This is a genomic window from Ruegeria sp. HKCCD8929, assembly GCF_013031405.1.
Lineage (GTDB): Bacteria > Pseudomonadota > Alphaproteobacteria > Rhodobacterales > Rhodobacteraceae > Ruegeria.
This window is the reverse complement of record NZ_WPZY01000115.1, coordinates 1-2,150: the sequence shown is the minus strand read 5'-3', so window position 1 is coordinate 2,150 and position 2,150 is coordinate 1. Positions and strand designations below refer to the sequence as shown.

At 62.7% G+C, this 2,150-nt stretch carries 5 protein-coding genes; all 5 read left to right on the top strand.

The window, feature by feature from the left end; genetic code table 11:
- Window positions 1-206: hypothetical protein (locus GOX53_RS29215; RefSeq protein ID WP_217351997.1), on the top strand; the 206-nt coding region annotated here is incomplete at its 5' end.
- On the top strand, window positions 203-646 hold the full coding sequence (locus tag GOX53_RS29210; RefSeq protein WP_171182387.1) for a hypothetical protein: 444 nt from the start codon (window positions 203-205) through the stop codon (window positions 644-646). The genes GOX53_RS29215 and GOX53_RS29210, both read left to right, overlap by 4 nt.
- A gap of 4 nt (window positions 647-650) precedes the next feature.
- The gene (locus tag GOX53_RS29205) at window positions 651-1,166 is read left to right on the top strand and encodes a S26 family signal peptidase (RefSeq protein WP_171182386.1); all 516 of its coding nucleotides are present in this window, start codon (window positions 651-653) and stop codon (window positions 1,164-1,166) included.
- Window positions 1,163-1,810 carry a type-F conjugative transfer system protein TraW gene (gene traW / locus GOX53_RS29200; RefSeq protein WP_171182385.1) on the top strand — a complete coding sequence of 216 codons (648 nt, stop codon included), beginning with the start codon at window positions 1,163-1,165 and terminating at the stop codon, window positions 1,808-1,810. Before GOX53_RS29205 ends, traW begins: the two co-directional genes overlap by 4 nt.
- On the top strand, window positions 1,810-2,150 hold a 341-nt coding region (locus tag GOX53_RS29195; RefSeq protein ID WP_171182384.1), incomplete at its 3' end, for a thermonuclease family protein. The genes traW and GOX53_RS29195, both read left to right, overlap by 1 nt.

Below are 2,150 nucleotides of genomic sequence, written 5' to 3'. Positions count from 1 at the left end.
TCACCTCCGTGCCCGGGCGATTTGCGGAAATGGCCGTGAAGATGCCGGAGGGCTATGCCTATGGCCGCCTGCTGCTCGATCCGTTCTCTCTCGCGGTCTTTTCTTCGAAAGGCGCCACGGTCGAGCGGATGAACCGGTACCGCGACGCCGGCATGACCACCGTCGAGGCAATCCACACGATGGTGGAGCGGGGTGAGGTCGTATGAGCTGGCGCACCAGGACACTCATCGGCCTCGGCGGCCTGCTGATCGCGCAGGCTATGTTTGCTGCCGGCCTTGTCCTGGGAAGAGAGCAGGGGGGCAACATGTCCGTTGTGACCTTCGATCCTGAACTCAGCCTGACCACCTTTGTCATCTGGTCCAACACAAGGCTTGAAACCGAAGAGTTCACCAGCGTGCTTCCGGCCTTCCAGGAGCAGGTTGCCACCGTGCTGCAGGCCTACGCCGCCGAGAACGGCGTGATGGTGGTGCGCAAGGACGGGGTCCTGTCACAGCACGCAGACGTTCCTGCCGATGTGACCGACGCGGTAATGCGGGAGGTCCTCAGTGGATCACTTCCCGGGTCAAACGAGACTCCCTTCGCTGCCTCGCGCTTTCAGCGCGAACGCGAAGGCAGTCCCACTTTTACCAGTGAACCCGGGGAGTGACGAGATGGCGCTCTTTAAAACCCGCTTCCGGATCTGGCCGCTGGTCTTGCTGGCCATGTTCCTGTTTCACGTTCTGGCCTTTGGCCGGGTGGCGATCAACTTCACCGATAGCCTGCCGAGCAACGCCTTTGCCATGGTGACCTGGCCGCGTCCGTTGTGGCGGGGAGCGGTGGTTGCGGTCTATGTGCCGGACGTGATCGCGGACAAATTCGGAGAGCACGAGGTGTACCTGACCAAACGGATTGCCGGGCGCCCGGGCGACGTTGTGCGCCGGGATGGCGATCAGATCTGCATTGGCGGCACCTGTGTCCAGGGCGAACGCAAGAATGGCGAACTGGTCTCGCCGCTCTGGGAGGCCGATGTGGTGCCGCCGGGCACCATCGCAGTGCTGGGCGACAGCACGGACAGCCTCGACAGCCGGTACCAGGTGATTGGTGCAATCCCCGAAAGCGATATCGTTGCCGTGGGCTTTGCCATCCCGTTTCCGCATTGGACGTCGTTTGCGGAGGGCGCCGAATGACCGTGGTGACCCTCAAGAGATCGCTCCTGCTCGGCTGGGCTGCCGTGGCCGCCTCCGTGGTGTCACCAACTCCCTTGCAGGCAAAGGATCTTGGCACGCATGGGCCCCTCTTTGAGGTGATCGAGCCGTCGATCCTCGAGGTGATCCACGCGCGGCTGCGGGACATGGAGGCCTCCGGCGAACTGGCGGCAATGCAGCGGGATATGCAGGACCGCACCAAGTCTTACGTGAACCGCCCCCGTCCGGTGGCCGGCATCGGCAAGGCCACCGAATATGCCAGCTGGGACGTGGATCTGACCATCACCCTGACGGAGGATCTGGCCGATCATCAGGGTCAGGTCTTTGCGCGGGCGGGCACGGTGATCAACCCGCTGGCCTATTCGCGCTTCAACAAGCGGATCGTCCTTATTGATGGCGATGACGCAGCCCAGGTTCGGTTTGCCCTCTCCGAGGGCGATGAGCTGGACACGCTGCTGGTTCTGGTGAAGGGCGATCCGCTTGGCCTGATGCGGGAGCATGGGCGCCGGTTCTATTTCGATCAGGATTCCGTGCTTGTCGACCGGTTCGGCATCAACAACGTGCCGGCCGTCGTGCAGCGCGCTGATCCCGTGATGCGTGTCGAAGAGATCGTGGTGGGGGAGTGATGGGAAAAATCGCGATCCTGAGCGTTCTCCTGCTTGCAGCATTTGGGCTGGATCGCTGCACGCAGTCAGGCAGGGAGGTCCGCACGTTCTCGGTGCAAGAGATCTACGTGATCGACGGAGACACGCTGGCGGTCGGTGAGGATCGCTATCGCCTGATGGGGTTCGACACGCCCGAAATCCGCCATGCGCAGTGCGAGGAAGAACGTCGGATGGGACAGGCCGCGAAACAGCGCCTGATCGCGCTCATTGCGGATGCCGGCGCCGTCTCACTGCATCTGGAACCAAACCGCGACAAGTATCGCCGGTTTCTCGCCAGGGCTTTCGTCACCGAACAGGACGT